This is a genomic window from Phytobacter diazotrophicus (assembly GCF_052061655.1).
In the GTDB taxonomy this organism is placed as follows: domain Bacteria; phylum Pseudomonadota; class Gammaproteobacteria; order Enterobacterales; family Enterobacteriaceae; genus Phytobacter; species Phytobacter diazotrophicus.
Genome location: NZ_CM125428.1, coordinates 1,155,108 through 1,172,826, shown reverse-complemented (window position 1 = coordinate 1,172,826; position 17,719 = coordinate 1,155,108). Strand labels below are relative to the sequence as shown.

The 17,719-nt window shown below is 52.2% G+C and carries 16 protein-coding genes and 5 tRNA genes; 3 read left to right on the top strand and 18 right to left on the bottom strand.

Annotated features, from left to right (window positions below; all coding sequences use genetic code 11):
- Positions 1-13: 13 nt before the first annotated feature.
- Both ACS0RQ_RS05660 and ACS0RQ_RS05655 read left to right on the top strand, forming a co-directional pair.
- The gene (locus ACS0RQ_RS05660) at positions 14-721 is read left to right on the top strand and encodes an RNA ligase family protein (protein WP_271849999.1); all 708 of its coding nucleotides are present in this window, start codon (positions 14-16) and stop codon (positions 719-721) included.
- Entirely contained in the window at positions 718-1,833 is a 1,116-nt protein-coding gene (locus ACS0RQ_RS05655; protein ID WP_271850000.1) for an AAA family ATPase, read from the top strand. The genes ACS0RQ_RS05660 and ACS0RQ_RS05655 overlap by 4 nt, the downstream gene beginning before the upstream one ends.
- Before the next feature lie 34 nt (positions 1,834-1,867).
- On the opposite strand, the gene ACS0RQ_RS05650 is transcribed toward ACS0RQ_RS05655, so the two are convergent.
- Together ACS0RQ_RS05650 and ACS0RQ_RS05645 are read right to left on the bottom strand one after the other, a co-directional pair.
- A complete protein-coding gene (locus ACS0RQ_RS05650) occupies positions 1,868-3,973 on the bottom strand; it encodes an FKBP-type peptidyl-prolyl cis-trans isomerase N-terminal domain-containing protein (protein ID WP_271850001.1) in 2,106 nt (701 codons plus the stop codon).
- Positions 3,970-4,305, bottom strand: a complete 336-nt coding sequence (locus tag ACS0RQ_RS05645; protein WP_271850002.1) for a YuaE family lipoprotein — start codon at positions 4,303-4,305, stop codon at positions 3,970-3,972. The genes ACS0RQ_RS05650 and ACS0RQ_RS05645 overlap by 4 nt, the downstream gene beginning before the upstream one ends.
- Before the next feature lie 436 nt (positions 4,306-4,741).
- Between ACS0RQ_RS05645 and leuA the strand changes: the two genes are divergently transcribed.
- The gene (leuA, locus tag ACS0RQ_RS05640; RefSeq protein ID WP_271850003.1) at positions 4,742-6,391 is read left to right on the top strand and encodes a 2-isopropylmalate synthase; all 1,650 of its coding nucleotides are present in this window, start codon (positions 4,742-4,744) and stop codon (positions 6,389-6,391) included.
- Positions 6,392-6,393: 2 nt separating this feature from the next.
- On the opposite strand, the gene ACS0RQ_RS05635 is transcribed toward leuA, so the two are convergent.
- From ACS0RQ_RS05635 to pncC, 16 genes are all read right to left on the bottom strand, one after another.
- Positions 6,394-7,167, bottom strand: a complete 774-nt coding sequence (locus tag ACS0RQ_RS05635; protein WP_271850004.1) for an AraC family transcriptional regulator — start codon at positions 7,165-7,167, stop codon at positions 6,394-6,396.
- Between the two features lie 52 nt (positions 7,168-7,219).
- Positions 7,220-7,735 (bottom strand): S-ribosylhomocysteine lyase, encoded by a 516-nt coding sequence (gene luxS / locus ACS0RQ_RS05630; RefSeq protein ID WP_039077615.1) that lies wholly within the window; start codon positions 7,733-7,735, stop codon positions 7,220-7,222.
- A 152-nt stretch (positions 7,736-7,887) separates the two neighbouring features.
- Entirely contained in the window at positions 7,888-9,432 is a 1,545-nt protein-coding gene (gene gshA, locus ACS0RQ_RS05625) for a glutamate--cysteine ligase (RefSeq protein WP_271850005.1), read from the bottom strand.
- A gap of 80 nt (positions 9,433-9,512) precedes the next feature.
- The gene (locus tag ACS0RQ_RS05620; protein WP_271850006.1) at positions 9,513-9,941 is read right to left on the bottom strand and encodes a YqaA family protein; all 429 of its coding nucleotides are present in this window, start codon (positions 9,939-9,941) and stop codon (positions 9,513-9,515) included.
- A complete protein-coding gene (yqaB, locus tag ACS0RQ_RS05615; protein ID WP_271850007.1) occupies positions 9,938-10,504 on the bottom strand; it encodes a fructose-1-phosphate/6-phosphogluconate phosphatase in 567 nt (188 codons plus the stop codon). The genes ACS0RQ_RS05620 and yqaB overlap by 4 nt, the downstream gene beginning before the upstream one ends.
- A 116-nt stretch (positions 10,505-10,620) precedes the next feature.
- Positions 10,621-10,935, bottom strand: coding sequence for a BON domain-containing protein (locus ACS0RQ_RS05610; protein ID WP_039077619.1), 315 nt, complete (start codon positions 10,933-10,935; stop codon positions 10,621-10,623).
- A 279-nt stretch (positions 10,936-11,214) separates the two neighbouring features.
- Positions 11,215-11,291 (bottom strand) — tRNA-Arg (locus tag ACS0RQ_RS05605).
- Positions 11,292-11,473: 182 nt separating this feature from the next.
- Positions 11,474-11,550 (bottom strand) — tRNA-Arg (locus ACS0RQ_RS05600).
- A gap of 63 nt (positions 11,551-11,613) precedes the next feature.
- A tRNA-Arg gene (locus ACS0RQ_RS05595) sits at positions 11,614-11,690 on the bottom strand.
- A 63-nt stretch (positions 11,691-11,753) separates the two neighbouring features.
- Positions 11,754-11,830 (bottom strand) — tRNA-Arg (locus tag ACS0RQ_RS05590).
- Positions 11,831-11,833: 3 nt separating this feature from the next.
- Positions 11,834-11,926: transfer RNA gene (locus tag ACS0RQ_RS05585), tRNA-Ser, on the bottom strand.
- Positions 11,927-12,247: 321 nt separating this feature from the next.
- On the bottom strand, positions 12,248-12,433 hold the full coding sequence (gene csrA, locus ACS0RQ_RS05580) for a carbon storage regulator CsrA (RefSeq protein ID WP_000906486.1): 186 nt from the start codon (positions 12,431-12,433) through the stop codon (positions 12,248-12,250).
- A 243-nt stretch (positions 12,434-12,676) separates the two neighbouring features.
- Entirely contained in the window at positions 12,677-15,304 is a 2,628-nt protein-coding gene (alaS, locus tag ACS0RQ_RS05575; RefSeq protein WP_039077620.1) for an alanine--tRNA ligase, read from the bottom strand.
- A 129-nt stretch (positions 15,305-15,433) separates the two neighbouring features.
- Positions 15,434-15,934, bottom strand: a complete 501-nt coding sequence (gene recX / locus ACS0RQ_RS05570; protein ID WP_079497810.1) for a recombination regulator RecX — start codon at positions 15,932-15,934, stop codon at positions 15,434-15,436.
- 69 nt (positions 15,935-16,003) lie between these two features.
- Positions 16,004-17,068 (bottom strand): recombinase RecA, encoded by a 1,065-nt coding sequence (gene recA / locus ACS0RQ_RS05565; RefSeq protein ID WP_039077622.1) that lies wholly within the window; start codon positions 17,066-17,068, stop codon positions 16,004-16,006.
- Positions 17,069-17,157: 89 nt separating this feature from the next.
- A complete protein-coding gene (pncC, locus tag ACS0RQ_RS05560) occupies positions 17,158-17,655 on the bottom strand; it encodes a nicotinamide-nucleotide amidase (protein WP_271850008.1) in 498 nt (165 codons plus the stop codon).
- Positions 17,656-17,719 lie beyond the last annotated feature (64 nt).

The following is a 17,719-nucleotide window of genomic DNA, read 5'->3' as shown; positions in this document are numbered from 1 at the left end:
GTAATGGATTATCATGAATTCACAACGAAAATACGGGAGAACCTGGCACTATCCTTTCTCCCCTGGCACCACCAGCGATGACCGCATCAATGCCGATTACTGGCGTGATGTGCAATCTATCGCGTCGCTGGTCCATACGGAAAAGCTGGACGGTGAGAATAACTGCCTGAACCGCTATGGCGTTTTTGCGCGCTCGCACGCTGCGCCTACCCAATCCGCATGGACACATAAGATTCGCCAGCGCTGGCAATTGCTGAAAAACGATCTCGGCGATCTCGAACTCTTTGGTGAGAATCTTTACGCCGTCCATTCCATTGAGTATCACGCGCTGGAGCACGATTTCTTCCTCTTTGCGATCCGCTGCCGGGACGTCTGGTTAAGCTGGGAGGAGGTCAAATTTTATGCTTCGCTCTTTGATTTTCCTTGCGTACCAGAGATGAAAGGCCCACAACCAGGGAATGATGAAAAGGCGTGGCAGCGTGAGTTTCTGGCGCTCACAACCGGCAGTGGCGCATTTGCGCCCTGGGATACCCAGACCGGCAAGCCGTGTACGCTCGAAGGTGTGGTCACCCGCAACAGTGAAGAATTTCCTGTTGATGAATTTGCGCATAATGTCTTCAAGTTTGTGCGCAAAAATCATGTGAAAACCACCGAGCACTGGAAGCGCAACTGGCAACGCGCTCGTATGGCGTATGAGTTTGCGGCAGGAGGCAAGCGATGATCTGGCAGCTAAGCGAAGACAAAAACTGGGCCACTTTACGCCAGCGTTTTAACTGGGTGGAAGAGATGCATCAGGTTCCACAGGATCCCTTTCACCATGCGGAAGGCAATGTGGGGATCCACACCGAGATGGTCCTCAATGCGTTGACGGAAATGGATGCGTATCAGCAACTGCCACGCCAGCAGCAGGAAATCATGTGGGCCGCGGCGCTCCTGCACGATGTCGAAAAGCGCAGTACCACGCACCAGGACGATGACGGACGTATCCACTCGCCTGGCCATGCCCGCAAAGGTGAGCTCACTGCACGGCAAATTTTGTGGCGTGACATCCCGACGCCATTTGCCCTGCGCGAGCAGATTGCAGCGCTGGTGCGTCTGCATGGCCTCCCCTTATGGCTGCTGGAACGTCCGTCGCCTGAGCGCTTACTGCTGAGCGCTGCGATGCGAATTGACACTCGGCTTCTGGCATTGCTCGCGCGTGCCGACATGGAGGGGCGTCATTGCGAGGACAAACAGGAAATGCTTGATCGCATTGCTTTGTTTGAGCTCTTTTGTCAGGAGCAGCACTGCTGGGGGCAAGCGCGCCCCTTTGTATCCGATACCGCACGCTGGCATTACCTGACGCATGAGAACAGCCCGGCAGATTTCGTGCCCTGGGACACGGAGTCCTTCGAGGTGACCTTGCTTAGCGCGCTGCCCGGAATGGGGAAAGATCGCTATATCAGCGAACATTGCAAAGGGTTGGCCGTCATAAGCCTGGATGATATTCGCAGGCGACTGGGCGTAAGCCCCGCCGATCGCTCAGCAACCGGGCAAGTCGTACAATTGGCGAAAGAGGAAGCGCGCGTGCTTTTGCGGCAAAAAACGCCCTTCGTGTGGAATGCAACAAACATCAGTCGGCAACTGCGAACTCAGCTTATCAGTCTGTTCACGGCTTACGGGGCGAGGGTAAAAATTGTTTATCTGGAAGTGCCCTGGCCGCAATGGAAAACGCAGAATGCCAATCGCCAGCATGCCGTACCGGAAGAGGTCATTCTGCGCATGTCGTCCAGGCTTGAGGTTCCCCAGTCCGATGAAGCACATTGCGTTGAGTACCGGGTCACGGATGCATAACCTAAGCGCCTCCAGTCAGGAGGCGCTTCTTTTGTTATTTCACGATGCCAAGAATTTCGAGGGTTATCTCTGAGGCCACGCCTGGTGGCACAGAACCGGGTATCCCCTGTTCACCATAGGCAAGTTCACTGGGGACAGTGATCCTGACCTTGCCTCCATTGCCAACACGCAGAACACCTTGCTGCATTAATTCCGGAAGCTTACTCACCATACCAATTCGTACTTCGCCGACAGAGATGCTCTTTCCGGTACTGATTTTCTCATCAAGACGGAAACGAACCGTATCGCTTGCGGTTAACAGCGGTGTTTTGCCTCTATTTATGACCTGGTAAACCACGCCGTTATGGGTCCGCTCAGCTCCTTTGACTTTCGCAGCCTGCGCAACAAACTGGATGCTCTGTTTTTTGTTACGCACCCTTTCTCGCTCGTTCGCCGCACTCACCTGCTGATCAAAACGAGTAAGAGTCTGACCAACTTCGTCTTCGCTCAGTTGCATCGTGTTGGCGAGCTTATCTTTGAACCCCTGCTGGAAGGCCAAAGGTAAGAACTTGTGCCCGGCATTCTCCAGTACTTTGAATTCGTAGAGAACCTTAACCGCGTAATACGCACCGTAGGCATAGTTTATTTTTGCCTCCTCAGACTTGTGCTTTTTCAGTGAGTAGGCAGACTGCTTTGCTTTAACCAGTTCAAGGGAAGTCGCATCGTGTTCTTTCTGTAATGTTGACAGACTGTCCAGCGCCTGCTTTTTCTCTTCGTCGGCTTTTTTGGCCTGCTGCTCAAGTTTAGCAAGACGTGCGAACTGTTCTGCGATCTTGTCTTTGGCTGTATTAAGCTGAGCGAGCTGTTCGCTGTTTTGTTTACTGGCTTGCTCAAGTTGAGTAGTCAGCGCTTTATCGCTGTCGGACAGCTTCGCCAGTTGCTGCTCCAGCAGCGCTTTCTGGCTGGTGGCCTCTTTCAGGCTCTGTTCGAGTGCGGCGGTGCGCGCGGTATTCACCTGCGCGGTTTTCTCCAGTACGGCGATATTCTTGCCAAGCGTCGTGGTTTTCTCATTCGCTGCCGCAAGCTGGGTGCGCAGCTTTTCAGCCTCCGCCCGCTGCGTCGCCAGCGTTTTATCGCTGTCGGACAGCTTCGCCAGTTGCTGCTCCAGCAGCGCTTTCTGGCTGGTGGCCTCTTTCAGGCTCTGTTCGAGTGCGGCGGTGCGCGCGGTATTCGCCTGCGCGGTTTTTTCCAGTTCTGCGATATTCTTGCCAAGCGTTGCGGTTTTCTCATTCGCTGCCGCAAGCTGGGTGCGCAGCTTTTCAGCCTCCGCCCGCTGCGTCGCCAGCGCTTTATCGCTGTCGGACTGCTTCGCCAGCTGTTGCTCCAGCAGCGCCTTCTGGCTGGTGGCCTCTTTCAGGCTCTGCTCGAGCGTGGCGGTGCGCGCGGTATTCGCCTGCGCGGTTTTCTCCAGTTCGGCGATATTCTTGCCAAGCGTCGTGGTTTTCTCATTCGCTGCCGCAAGCTGGGTGCGCAGCTTTTCAGCCTCCGCCCGCTGCATCGCCAGCGCTTTATCGCTGCCAGACTGCTTCGCCAGTTGCTGCTCCAGCAACGCCTTCTGGCTGGTGGCCTCATTGGCAGCCAGCTGAAGGCGGGTCATCAGCGTCTGTAATTCTTCTGCTCGCGCGGTCAGCACGCCAACCTGTTTTTCATAGCGACGCGCATTTTCAGCCAACTGTTTCTCACTCGCTATTAGCTGCTGGTGTAGCTGTTTATTTTCATCTCTGAACGCTTCGTCCTGTTCCGTTAACAGGCCTGGCTGTCGATTTTTGAGTGATTCATTCTGCTTACGAAGTGCCTGCAACTCACGCTGCATAGAACTGAGCTTTCGTTTAAGGTTACTGAGTTCCGATTGTTGCGCGGCACTCTTTTTGACGCCTGCGGTACTTTGTACCTGCGTTGCAGGTGCAGAAGGCGTTATCAGAGGAACAGCAGGCGTAGTACTTTGCGATTTTTCACCCGCATTTTTAAACAGAATATTCGGTTCGGGTGCCAGCATCCCTTCTTGCTGAAGCCGTTCAATTAATAACGTTGAGTCAGCCTTAACCATATCTGAGAAAATCACACCCGACATTATTACAGCAACAGATAATAATTTTCTCATAATTTATTCAATTCATTTGCACGCCTTGACATATTGGCAAACACGGCGCTACGCACACGAGCACAAACAATATCAACCTTATTATTTAGCTCAAGCTTAAAGATCTCAGAAGAATTCCCATCTATAAGAGATTGATTCTTTTTATATATGGCATAATTATTATTGATAACACTGAATTGTTGCTGGTACTTTTTGAAGGATGCGTTATCGAGTGACTTCAATGCCGTAAACATTTGATAGCACTGAACTTCATTCTGCTTTCCCGATATTGAAGTCAGAGGTATCGATGATTTTTTCGCTGAACACCCTGCCAGCAGTAGTGCGAGTGTCATTATTATTAATCTGACGTGTGATGACCGCATAATAGCCTCATACCTGAGCATAATATCCCCTGTAAATGCATCCATAATATGAATACATTCATTCCCGTTTGGTTATCAACCACAAAATAAGAAAAATAGAACCTACCACGACAGAAAGGAAATGACAATAAGCAGAAATTAAACAGATGGTTAGCAATCCGAATCTTGTCAATAAAATCATTCAGAGAAAACATTTAAAGCCGAATAATATTTATAATAAAAATACACCAATCGCAGAATACAATTCATGAATGGTGTAATAAACAAAGTATGCGTACAGGTTTCAGGGATTTTACCCCGGTTATTGACAGCCAGATTGTCCGTTTCTCAGTAGTTTCTGTCCGCTGCGCTAAAGCATCGTTTCTCGTCTGCCGCCAGGATAATTCATAGACAAAAGGAGAAGACAATGCTTAAAAACCCTGCACAAAAATACCGCCCCTATACGCCGATTTCGTTACCCGATCGTCGCTGGCCTGAAAAGCAACAAATCCACGCGCCACGCTGGCTCTCTACAGACCTGCGCGATGGCAACCAGGCACTGGCAGAGCCAATGGACAGTGAGCGTAAGTTGCAATTCTGGGATCTGCTTCTCGCCTGCGGTTTCAAAGAGATCGAAGTAGCATTCCCGTCTGCATCACAAACCGATTTTAACTTTGTACGCCAGTTGATTGAAGAAAACCGCATTCCCCAGGATGTCACTATCCAGGTATTGACCCAGGCGCGCGAGGATCTGATTCACCGAACCTTCGCTTCATTGACGGGAGCGCACAGCGCCACCATTCACCTCTACAATGCGACGGCACCGCTGTTTCGCAAGCTGGTGTTTGGCATGGAAAAGGCCGACGTGATCGCCCTTGCGGTACGTTCTACACGGCTCATTCGTCAACTTTGCGAACAGCATCCACAGACCCGCTGGCAATACGAGTATTCCCCGGAAACCTTCTGTTTTACCGAACCAGAATTTGCGCTGGAAATCTGTGAAGCTGTAGCCGATGTATGGGAACCTGGAACGGAACGACCCATGATCATTAATCTGCCCGCAACGGTGGAAGTGAACACCCCCAACGTTTACGCCGATCAGATTGAATATTTCTGCCGCAACTTTAGCCGTCGCGAGGCGGTGAGTATCAGCGTGCATCCGCATAACGATCGCGGAACTGGCGTGGCAAGTGCTGAGCTGGCGCTGCTGGCAGGTGCCGATCGCGTTGAAGGCTGTCTGTTCGGTAATGGCGAACGCACCGGCAATGTTTGTCTGGTTACGCTGGCGATGAACCTTTATAGCCAGGGTATCTCCCCGGAACTCGATTTCAGCAATATGCAGCAGGTGGTCGATGTGGTGGAAAACTGTAATCAGTTGCCCGTTCACCCACGTCACCCGTGGGCCGGGCGCCTGGCTTATACCGCTTTTTCTGGATCGCATCAGGATGCGATTAAAAAAGGCTTCGATGCCCGCAAAGCTGACGAGCGCTGGGAGATGCCCTATTTGCCCGTCGATCCGCAGGACATTGGTTGTACCTACGAAGCGGTGATCCGCGTGAACAGCCAGTCCGGTAAGAGCGGTAGCGCGTGGCTGATTGAGCAAAATCATGGGCTGAAATTACCCCGCGCGTTACAGCAGGATTTTAGCCAGCATGTGCAGCGCGAAACGGACAGCCACGGTAAAGAGATGACGCAAAATGCGCTGTGGCAGCTCTTCCGCCAGCGCTACGGTCTGGTTGCGCAGCCTGCGCTGGCCCTGGTGGATTATAAAAGCGAAAGCCGTCAGGATGGTCAGTTACATTTGCAGGCCACATTACTGCTACAGGGGATCCATCGTAAAATCGAAGGTCAGGGCAATGGATTACTGTCTGCCGCCGCCGGCGCGCTAAGCCAGTTGCTTAAGAAGCCTTTCAGTATTAAGGATTATCACGAACATACGCTCGGAGAACGTAGCGACAGCCGCTCTGTGGCCTACATTCACTGTCTGTATCCGGACGGTAGTGGAAGCTGGGGGGTGGGTATCGATAATGATGTTGCGAGGGCATCTTTACAGGCGTTACTGAATGCGCTGAGCTGACATCACTCATTTTCCGGTGCGCGGAAATAATCGCTGGGTGATATCCCCATCACCCGGCGAAACATCGCCGTAAATGCACTATGGCTGCCGTATCCCAGATCCAGCGCGACACGCAGCACTGAGTGACCTTGCGCAAGCCTGACCAGCGCTTCCATCAGCTTTGCCTGCCGAACCCATTCGCCATAAGTTAGCGCCGTTTGCCGTTGAAAATGGCGGTTAAGGGTCTTTTCACTCATGCCGATCAGCGCCGCCGCCTGTGCGCTGCTCCAGGGCTGGGCTATCGACTCGCGAATGCGCAGACACAGATTTTTCAGCACCTCACTCTCCGGCTCCGGCAAGAAAAAGGGCAGCACGCGCATACCGCGGATTTCATCGAGTATCAGCTCATAAACGTGCTCATCACGACTGGCCGGCGCATATTTTTCGGCAAGAGAAAACGAGGCGACAATCAGCTCGCGTAGCAGCGGTGTGATTTGCACAATCTGGCAGGAGGCGGGTAAATCCGCGCGGGCAAGTGGGTCAATAAACAGCGTGCGTGCGGCAACTTTGCCCGTAATGCGAATCGCATGTTGCGTTCCGGCAGGCAACCAGACGCCGCGCCCTGGCGGTACAACCCAACTACCTGATGCCGTGTCCACCCGGACGACGCCACTTAAGATATGCAGCAATTGGGCGCACTCATGCTGATGCCACGGCTCGCTTTCTCCGTGTTCATAATCATGGGCAAAGGGGACCAGAGGGCGATGGGTAAAGGAGAAGGTTAAGGCAGTAGACATCGCTTAACCTCCTTTGCCCATCCCTCTCCCGTTGGGAGAGGGAACATTCGCACTAGATGTGCAGTTCCTGCAGTTTCTCTTTCGGCAGCGCCAGCTCTTCATTGCTATTTACACGCACGTCTTTTTCGAGAATATGGCGCGCAATGTCCTGCGCTTCGCTCAGAGAGTGCATCTGATATGTGCCGCACTGATAGACGTTAAGTTCCGGAATCTGATTCTGGTTCTGCACTTTCAGGACGTCAGCCATCGCCGCTTTCCAGGCATCGGCCACACGTTGCTCATCAGGCGTACCGATCAGGCTCATATAGAAGCCAGTACGGCACCCCATCGGGGAGATGTCGATAATCTCCACGCCATTCCCGTTCAGATGATCACGCATGAAACCTGCGAACAGGTGCTCCAGCGTATGGATACCTTTTTCCGGCATAACTTCTTTGTTAGGCACGCAGAAACGCAGGTCAAAAACGGTAATGGCGTCGCCATGGGGAGTGTTCATGCTCTTTGCAACACGAACCGCAGGCGCTTCCATACGGGTATGATCGACAGTGAAGCTATCCAACAATGGCATTTAGTCACCTCCGCAGTGATTTTTTTTAAAATAAAATGAACTCTTCATTCAGATGCGAGTCTGAGTATATGAAAGACGCGCATTTGTTATCATCATCCCTGTTTTCAGAGATGAATATTTTGGCCACAGTAATGTGGCCTTTTTCTTTTCTGTCAGGCGTGTCTCGCGACCAGCGCCTCGAATGTTTCAGTGTCCGACGCTTCAACGTCTTTCTGGCGCGCCCAGGATACATCGCACTCTTTTCTGAAATCCTCTTCGCGCAAAATTTCCAGCGGTTCTTCACGCAACATAGAACGATACTCTTCTGAGAGCGCTTTGCCCGTACCGCCAATACCTTTATCAAGCATAGAACGCAAAATGCGCGCCGAGAATGTCAGTTCCGGGTTGTCAAAACAGGCCAGAAGTTCATCGCAAACCTGCTCATAATCGTTGCCGCCATACAGTCCATCAAGCGTCTGCGCGACACGTTTAAGGTCACGGAACAGATCTTTCCCGACTTGTGGTAGTGGGAATTGCGCCGTTTCGCAGCCCATTCCCAGCGTCAGGCCTGGTTTACGCCCTTCCAGAATCACGCGATTCCAATTTTTACGCGTACACAGAAGCTCATCGCTACTCATTTCCGGTGCATCCGCCAGCACACACCAGACCATAAACAGATCGAGGAAACGGATCTGCTGCTCATCCACGCCAATCGGGGTGAACGGATTGATGTCCAGCGAACGCACTTCAATATATTCAATTCCGCCGCGCAACAGCGCATCTGACGGCGATTCACCGCTACGCGTTACGCGTTTCGGGCGAATCGGGGCATAAAGTTCGTTTTCAATCTGCAGGATATTAGTATTGATCTGCAGGTACTTACCGTCTTTTTTCAGACCAATCTTCGCGTATTCCTCAGAGGGCGTTTTAATCGCGCGTTTCAGCGCCACGACATAATCAGACAGGTTGTTAAAGGTGATACCAAGATTGCTTTGTGACTTATTGGTATACCCCAGATCACTTAAACGCAGCGAAGTGGCATACGGCAGATAATACATGCCGCCAGGGGTTTTCTCGAAAGGCAGCGTCGAAGGTTTGCCCTGCAGAAAAGAGGGGCAAATCGCCGGGGACGCGCCAAACAGATACGGAATGACCCAACCAAAACGGTAATAGTTACGGATCAGACGGAAGTAACCGTCAGAAACGGATTCTTTATCAGTTTCCCCACATTTGGCTTCCCAAAAGGCCATCGGCAGCGAAAAATTGTAATGCACGCCTGAAATGGTCTGCATCAACGCGCCATAGCGGTTTTTCAAGCCTTCACGGTACAGTGTTTTCAGACGACCAATATTTGACGAGCCATACTGCGCCAGTTCGATATCCTGGCCGTTTTCGATATAGCACGGCATGCTGAGCGGCCACATGCGCTCATCGCCTATTTCACGAGCAGCAAAGCGGTGAATATCACGCATGATGGTCAGCATATGCTGAATATCACCGTCTACCGGAGTAATAAACTCCAGCAATGCTTCGGCAAAATCTGTCGTAATCCATTTATGGGTCAACGCGGAACCAAGGGCGTGCGGATGGCCGGTGGTTGCCAGCGTGCCATCTGCCTTGACGCGCAGCGTTTCGCGCTCAAGACCACGTTGAATCCCCTTTAGAGCCTGAGGATTTTTTTCCAGCCAGGACAATGCCTGTGATACGTCCGGGATCAAATTGACCTCCCGCCTGTAATATTCATTTTATTAAGCATAATTGTAATGGTTGACGATTAAAGGTCACTCACTCAGTCCAATTAGTGCCACCACGTCATCCCCTGGAGCGTTGCCATCGCGACAATCACATAGCGCAACGCTTTCCCAAGGCACAAAAAAAACACGACCGGCCCCCAGGGAATGCGCATCCATCCCGCCAGCAGGCACAGCAAATCGCCGATTACAGGCATCCAGCTTAATAACAGTGTGGCTGCACCATAGCGTCTTAGCCAACCTGTTGCTTTTTCTTGCCAGCGCGACTTTTCACGCATTGGAAAGAAACGCCCAAGAATAACGTTAGTCAACCCTCCAAGGCTATTACCCATTGTTGCTATTAATACGAGTAACCACGGCTGACTAAGGCCGGAAAGCAGCATAGCAATCAGCACCACCTCTGAGTTACCTGGAAGCAAGGTGGCGCTAAGAAAACTGCTGGCAAACAGTGAAACAAGAGAAAGCGCTTCACTCACAACAGGCGCACATCCACAGCTTCCATCCCGGCCGCGCGTGCCGCCTGCAGGCCAAAGTCCGCATCCTCAAAAACCACGCATCTTTCCGGTGCGACACCCATTTTTTCCGCACAGAGCAAAAAAGTATCAGGCGCCGGTTTATGGTTTTTTACATGATCGGCTGCAACCACGGCAGCGAAATAGTGACGCAGACCAAGATGGGATAACAGTGCTTCGGCGATCGCGCTTTCGCTCCCCGTCCCGACCGATAACGGACGGCGACCATACCACTCTTTGACAACATCAATCAGCGGTAGCGGACGAACGGTATCCAGAAGCATCGCTTTTACCGCTTCTGTTTTTTCACGTGCGAGCGCATAAGGGTCAAGATCGGCCTGATTGAGTTCAATTACCGACTGGGCGATGCGCCAGGTAGGAGAACCGTTCAGCGCAATCATCGCCTGTATATCGTAACGCAGACCATAATGCCCCAGCACCTCATGCCAGGCTTTACGGTGAGTCGGTTCGGTATCCAGGATGGTGCCATCCATATCGAAAATCAGACCATCGTAACGTTCGTACATCGTGTTCTCATCGAGCGGATAACAAAACGTTACTTTATCGTAAACAAAGATTTTTGTCGCTGCCGGACGTAGAGACAACAAAGACGCCCTGGGGCGTCTTTGTGTTTTGCGGAAGATTATTTGATCCTCAAATCGTTCTCGACCACCCGCACGCCCGGAACCCGGCGAGCGACCTCCACCGCGCGCTTAGCACTTTCAGCCGAGGAGACAAAACCACTCAGTTGCACACGCCCTTTAAAGGTTTCAACGCTGATTTCCGAAGATTTAATGTTTTTATCATTGAAGAGCGCGGTTTTGACTTTAGTTGTCACGACGGTGTCGTCTATATAGCCGCCGGTGCTTTCCTTTTTAGATGAGCCCGCACAACCGCTCAGGGTCAGTGCGACAAGTAACATTGCGCAAAACGCAGAAATAGCTTTGTACCCTTTCATGATATCTCTCCTTGCCTTCGCCTTACTCAATTTACATCGTTACGAGCAGATAAATTATAGAGGAAAGAATAACCTGCCAATAAAAATCTGTCAGGGAAGGAAAAAGCATACGTGAAAAATGTGTACGAATGATAAGAAGACGGAGAAGATGGTGCATTCAGGAGGATGACTCACTACGTTCGCCCTACGGGCCGTTGCTGACGCAACGTTATCCTCCCTGGTGCTGGCGATTAACTCGCAGCCCATGAAACAACAATAGTGACGTTATTTCGGAGAAGATGGTGCATCCAGGAGGATTCGAACCTCCGACCGCTCGGTTCGTAGCCGAGTACTCTATCCAGCTGAGCTATGGATGCATCGGGATTACTGCTTTACTGCTGATATCAAATACCGCTCTTGAAGCGCTACCTGACAAATGAGGGTGCATCCAGGAGGATGACGCACTGCGGGCCGTTGCTGACGCAACGTTATCTTCCCTGGTGCTGGCGATTATTACGCAGACCATGAAACAACAATACTGATGTTATTCCGGAGAAGATGGTGCATCCAGGAGGATTCGAACCTCCGACCGCTCGGTTCGTAGCCGAGTACTCTATCCAGCTGAGCTATGGATGCATCAGGATTTACTGCTTTACTACCGATTCAATGTCGCTTAACAAGCCGAAACACTGAGAAAGATGGTGCATCCAGGAGGATTCGAACCTCCGACCGCTCGGTTCGTAGCCGAGTACTCTATCCAGCTGAGCTATGGATGCATCAGGATTTACTGCTTTACTACCGATTCAATGTTGCTCAACAAGCCGCAACACTGAGAAAGATGGTGCATCCAGGAGGATTCGAACCTCCGACCGCTCGGTTCGTAGCCGAGTACTCTATCCAGCTGAGCTATGGATGCAAATGGCGGTGAGGCGGGGATTCGAACCCCGGATGCAGCTTTTGACCGCATACTCCCTTAGCAGGGGAGCGCCTTCAGCCTCTCGGCCACCTCACCACACGCCTCTTACGAGTGCTTCGAAGAACTTGTTTCTGCTCATCGTCGCTGCGTGGCGCACATATTACTTTCTGGGACTTATAAGTCAAACAATTTTTCCAGCCCCTGAATCGTTTGCACACTTCGCAGACAATTAGCCGGTTAAAAGTGCAAAAAGGATGTTTTATCAGCAGAAATTACCGATGCGTCCCATACGCCAGTACGGACAAAAGGCTGAGAAAAAGAAGTGAGAATAGAGAGTGTGAAATAAAAAGGTAACGCGATTGAGAGAGAATTGGGGAAAAATGTTGCGTCTCGCCGGAACGGCGAGACGCGGTAATATCAATAACTGGACTGCTGTGATTTTTCAGCCTGGATACGCTGGTAGATTTCTTCACGATGAACAGATACTTCTTTAGGAGCGTTAACGCCAATACGCACTTGGTTACCTTTAACCCCTAAAACAGTCACAGTGACCTCATCCCCAATCATGAGGGTCTCACCAACTCGACGAGTCAGAATCAGCATTCTTTGCTCCTTGAAAGATTAAAAGAGTCGGGTCTCTCTGTATCCCGGCATTCTCCATCATATAACGCCAAAAAGTAAGCGATGACAAACACGTTAAGTGTAAGCAGTCACGGCATCACATTCTGTTAGACGTAAGTTTAGCCGATATACACAACTTCAACCTGACTTTATCGTTTTCAATAGCGTAGTGGCAAGAACGCCATGGCGACAAGGCCATGGCGACTGCTATTCGCTTTGTAATTTTTACAGTTTCGCGCCGACCCAGCCTTTTACGCTGGCCATTGCTGCCGGAAGTGCTGCCACATCCGTGCCACCGGCTTGCGCCATATCTGGACGCCCGCCACCTTTACCGCCCACTTGCTGGGCAACCATCCCAACCAGCTCCCCTGCTTTAACGCGGTCGGTCACATCCTTAGACACACCCGCAATCAGAGAAACCTTACCTTCTGCCACTGTGGCCAGAACGATAACGGCAGAACCTAATTGGTTCTTGAGATCGTCGACCATGGTACGCAGCATCTTCGGTTCAACACCCTCCAGCACGCTGACAAGGAGTTTAACGCCGTTGATATCCTCAGCCTTCCCGGTCAAGCTTGCGCTTTCCTGAGCGGCCTGTTGTTCTTTGAGCTGTTGCAGCTCTTTCTCAAGCTGACGGGTACGCTCCAGCGTGGAACGGACTTTGTCACCGAGATTGGCACTATCGCCTTTCAGCAACTGGGCAATATCCTGCAACTGGTCGCTTTGCGCATGCAGGGCCGCAATAGCGCCTTCGCCAGTGACCGCTTCAATACGACGGACGCCCGCAGCAGTGCCGGACTCAGATACAATGCGGAACAGGCCGATATCGCCCGTACGCGATGCGTGAGTACCGCCACACAGTTCAGTGGAGAAATCGCCCATGCGCAGAACACGCACGCGGTCATCATATTTCTCACCAAACAGCGCCATTGCGCCAGAGGCTTTTGCCGCGTCGATATCCATGATGTTGGTTTCGATAGGCAGGTTACGGCGAATTTGCGCGTTCACCAGATCTTCTACCGCACGGATTTCAGACGGTTTCATCGCTTCGAAATGTGAAAAGTCGAAACGCAGCGCCTTATCGTTAACCAGTGAGCCTTTCTGCGCCACATGCGTCCCCAGCACATCGCGCAGTGCGGCATGCATCAGGTGCGTTGCAGAGTGGTTCAGACGAATACGCAGACGACGAGCTTCGTCGACTTCGGCTTTCACGCCGTCGCCCACTTTCAGTGAACCTGTGGCAACGCGCCCCAGATGACCGATCGCCTGGCCGTATTTCTGCGTATCATTGACGGTGAACGTAAAGCCGTTGCCTTTCAGTTCCCCTTTGTCACCCACCTGACCACCGGATTCGGCATAGAACGGGGTCTGATCCAGAATCACAACAGCGTCCTGACCGGCGTTCACCGCATTCACAGCTTTACCATCAACAAACAGCGCGGTCACTTTGCCGGTCAGTTCCAGATGGTCATAACCTTTAAATTCTGAGCTGCCATCGACACGGATCATCGCATTATAGTCAGCGCCAAAACCACTGGATTCACGCGCACGACGACGCTGCTCTTCCATTGCGGCTTCAAAGCCTTTTTCGTCGACTTTCAGATTACGCTCGCGGCATACGTCAGCCGTCAGATCCACCGGGAAGCCATAGGTGTCGTACAGGCGGAAAGCGGTTTCGCCATCCAGCGTGTCGCCTTTGAGTTTCGCCAGCTCTTCGTCCAGCAGCGCCAGGCCACGCTCCAGCGTACGGGCAAACTGTTCTTCTTCGGTTTTCAGAACTTGCTCAACCTGCGCTTGCTGGCGTTTCAGTTCTTCACCGGCAGATCCCATAACGTCGAGCAGCGGCCCAACCAGTTTGTAGAAGAACGTATCTTTCGCGCCCAGCATGTTGCCGTGACGGATTGCACGGCGAATGATACGACGCAGCACATAGCCACGGTTTTCATTCGACGGGATCACGCCGTCAGCGATCAGGAAGGCACAGGAACGAATATGGTCCGCGATCACGCGCAGGGATTTGTTACTCAAATCGGTCGCGCCGGTCACATCAGCGACCGCTTTGATAAGTTTGCTGAACAGGTCGATTTCGTAGTTGGAATTCACATGTTGCAGCACCGCAGTGATACGTTCGAGCCCCATACCTGTATCAACGGACGGTTTCGGCAGCGGTTCCATGGTACCGTCAGCCTGACGGTTGAACTGCATAAAGACGATGTTCCAGATCTCAATGTAGCGGTCGCCGTCTTCTTCCGGGCTTCCCGGAGGGCCCCCCCAGATATGGTCGCCATGGTCGTAGAAAATCTCGGTGCAAGGGCCGCACGGACCGGTATCGCCCATCTGCCAGAAGTTATCGGAAGCATAAGGCGCGCCTTTGTTGTCTCCGATACGGATAATACGCTCGCGCGGAATTCCGACTTCTTTTTCCCAGATTTCGTAGGCTTCGTCGTCGGTTTCGTACACCGTTACCCACAGACGCTCTTTTGGCAGTTTGAACCAGTTATCACCGGTCAGAAGTTCCCATGCGTACTGGATAGCATCGTGTTTGAAGTAGTCGCCGAAGCTGAAGTTACCCAGCATTTCGAAGAAGGTATGATGGCGCGCGGTGTAACCGACGTTTTCCAGGTCGTTGTGTTTACCACCCGCACGCACGCAGCGCTGCGCGGTAGTAGCACGGGAATAATTACGCTTGTCGAGCCCAAGGAATACGTCCTTGAACTGGTTCATCCCGGCGTTGGTAAACAGCAGAGTCGGGTCGTTATTCGGCACAAGGGAGCTGCTCGCAACTACCTGATGGCCCTTGCTATGGAAAAAATCGAGAAACGCCTGACGGATCTCAGCGGTGCTCTTGCTCATAATTATCCTGAAATCAAGCTAACGAAATGTCGTAACGGGTTACTGCCCTTTGACAGACAGCAACCCGCTACTGGAAAAAGTGGGAATAAGATAAGTTTTCTTTACTACGAAGTAAAATCCCGTATGCGGTCAACCGGCAAAATTTCGCCAGATTTCCTGAATATCTTCCAGTAAATAACCGCGATAGAGTAAAAAGCGTTGCACTTTTACTTTCTCCGCAAAAGCCACGGGTAGCGGCTCGCCGAATTTGCGTTGCGCCTGTTCCCGGGCAAGTTCGCACCAGTCGATATCACATTCTCGCATCGCGCTTTCGCAGATATCCCGCGCCAGCCCCTTCTGGCCCATTTCCTGGCGGATACGCGCAGGGCCGTATCCCTTGCGACTGCGGCTGGCAATGAACTGACGGGCAAAACGCACATCGTCGAGGTAGTTATTTTCCATGCACCAGGCAATGACTTTATCGACATCTTCCGGCGTGGCATCCGTTTTTTCCAGACCATTTTTCCCCATAACCGGGGCGGTAAGTTTTCTGCGAAGTTCCTGTTCCGCATGGTCACGCATGGCCAAAATGCGTAAGGCGCGGTCAAGCAGGCGGGCGTAAGCGGAGCGTCGGGGCGTGTTGTCAGACATGGTTAAATCCTGGCAGACTCTGAAAAACAAAAGGGCTGCATCCGCAGCCCTTGATTGTCATTCAGATTATCAGAAATCTTCGTTGGTTTCTTCGACACCTTCACCGCTGTCGTCCACCGAGAAATCGGCACCGGAGGAAGGGTTGCTGAGCAGGATCTCACGCACTTTCTTCTCGATTTCTTTCGCCGTTGCCGGGTTTTCTTTCAGCCAGTTTGTCGCATTCGCTTTACCCTGACCGATTTTCTCGCCGTTGTAGCTGTACCAGGCGCCCGCTTTTTCAATCAGCTTCTCTTTCACGCCCAGGTCAACGAGCTCGCCGTAGAAGTTAATACCTTCGCCGTAGAGGATCTGGAACTCAGCCTGTTTGAACGGTGCAGCGATTTTGTTTTTCACCACTTTCACGCGGGTTTCGCTACCCACCACATTGTCGCCCTCTTTCACCGCGCCAACGCGACGAATATCCAGACGCACAGAGGCGTAGAATTTCAGCGCGTTACCACCGGTGGTGGTTTCCGGGTTACCGAACATGACGCCAATTTTCATACGGATCTGGTTGATAAAGATCAGCAGCGTGTTGGATTGTTTAAGGTTACCCGCCAGTTTACGCATCGCCTGGCTCATCATACGTGCCGCGAGGCCCATGTGAGAGTCACCGATTTCGCCTTCGATTTCTGCTTTCGGCGTCAGCGCCGCAACGGAGTCGACAACGATAACGTCAACGGCACCAGAGCGTGCCAGCGCGTCACAGATTTCCAGCGCCTGCTCACCGGTATCCGGCTGAGAACACAGCAGGTTGTCGATATCAACGCCCAGCTTACGTGCGTATACAGGGTCCAGCGCGTGTTCGGCGTCGATAAACGCACAGGTTTTGCCTTCACGCTGCGCCGCAGCGATAACCTGGAGGGTCAACGTCGTTTTACCGGACGATTCTGGTCCGTAAATTTCAACAATACGGCCCATTGGCAGACCGCCCGCACCTAGTGCGATATCCAGCGAAAGTGAACCGGTGGAGATCGTTTCGACATCCATAGAACGGTCTTCACCCAGACGCATGATGGAGCCTTTACCGAATTGCTTTTCGATCTGACCCAGTGCGGCCGCAAGCGCCTTTTGTTTGTTTTCGTCGATAGCCATTATTACTCCTGTCATGCAAGGTGAAGCGACTATGCTCCGCCGTGAATTTCTGTTCTGTTGTCGCAATTATACTGTATGGTCATACAGTATCAAGTGTTTTGTAGAAAATGTTGCCACAGTGTTTGCAACGCATACACCGTCGCCTGACGACGCACCGCTTCGCGGTCTCCATCGAAGCACTCGCGGCGGGTAATGCCCTGCCCGCTAACGCTGGCAAACCCAAACCACACGGTGCCGACAGGCTTGCTGTCGCTGCCACCGTCCGGCCCGGCAATGCCGCTTATTGAGATAGCGTAATCCGCCCGCGCGGCTTTTAGCGCGCCAATCGCCATCTCCACCACTACGGGTTCACTCACTGCGCCATGTGCCGCGAGCGTGTCGGCCTTGACGCCAATCATCTGCGACTTGGCCTCATTACTGTAGGTGACAAAGCCACGCTCAAACCAGGCAGAACTCCCGGCGATATCGGTAATGGCTTTTGCCACCCAGCCACCCGTACAGGACTCCGCCGTGGTGACGGTCGCCCCACGCGCCTTGAGCGCCAGCCCTACACGCTCACTTAGTTGCATTAATTCACTGTCAGTCATAGTGACCCCTGTCGTGCAAAAACCGTGGCGCAAAAGATACCACTTTCAGGATAAAGGTGGGGAT